Below are 446 nucleotides of genomic sequence, written 5' to 3' on the forward strand. Positions count from 1 at the left end.
GCTGCTGCCACTGCTGGAGAAGCTGACGAGCGGCAAGATCGCTCAACTGCTGGCACCCAACTATTCTGATCTGGACGACCCGCGGCCGATCTTCGATTGGATGCAGATCATCCGCAAGCGCGCGGTCGTCTACGTGGGGCTCGACGCGCTGTCGGACGCTGAGGTTTCTGCGGCCGTCGGCAACTCGATGTTCTCTGACCTGGTCTCCGTGGCCGGGCACATCTACAAGTTTGGCATCGACGATGGTTTGCCTGACGCAAATCCGGGCGCGAAGGTGCCGATCAATGTCCATGCTGACGAGTTCAACGAACTGATGGGAGACGAGTTCATTCCCATGGTCAACAAGGGCGGTGGTGCCGGCATCCAGGTCACCGCCTACACCCAGACGCTCAGCGACATCGAGGCACGCATTGGCAACCGGGCCAAAGCCGGCCAGGTCGTGGGCA

General features: G+C 61.2%; 1 pseudogene. It reads left to right on the forward strand.

The window, feature by feature from the left end:
- Positions 1-446, forward strand: a pseudogene (locus RCF13_RS07850) (conjugative coupling factor TraD, PFGI-1 class); the annotation flags it as partial.

Origin of the sequence: Stenotrophomonas maltophilia group sp. RNC7 (assembly GCF_030910085.1) — a bacterium.
Classification (GTDB): Bacteria; Pseudomonadota; Gammaproteobacteria; order Xanthomonadales; family Xanthomonadaceae; genus Stenotrophomonas; species Stenotrophomonas sepilia.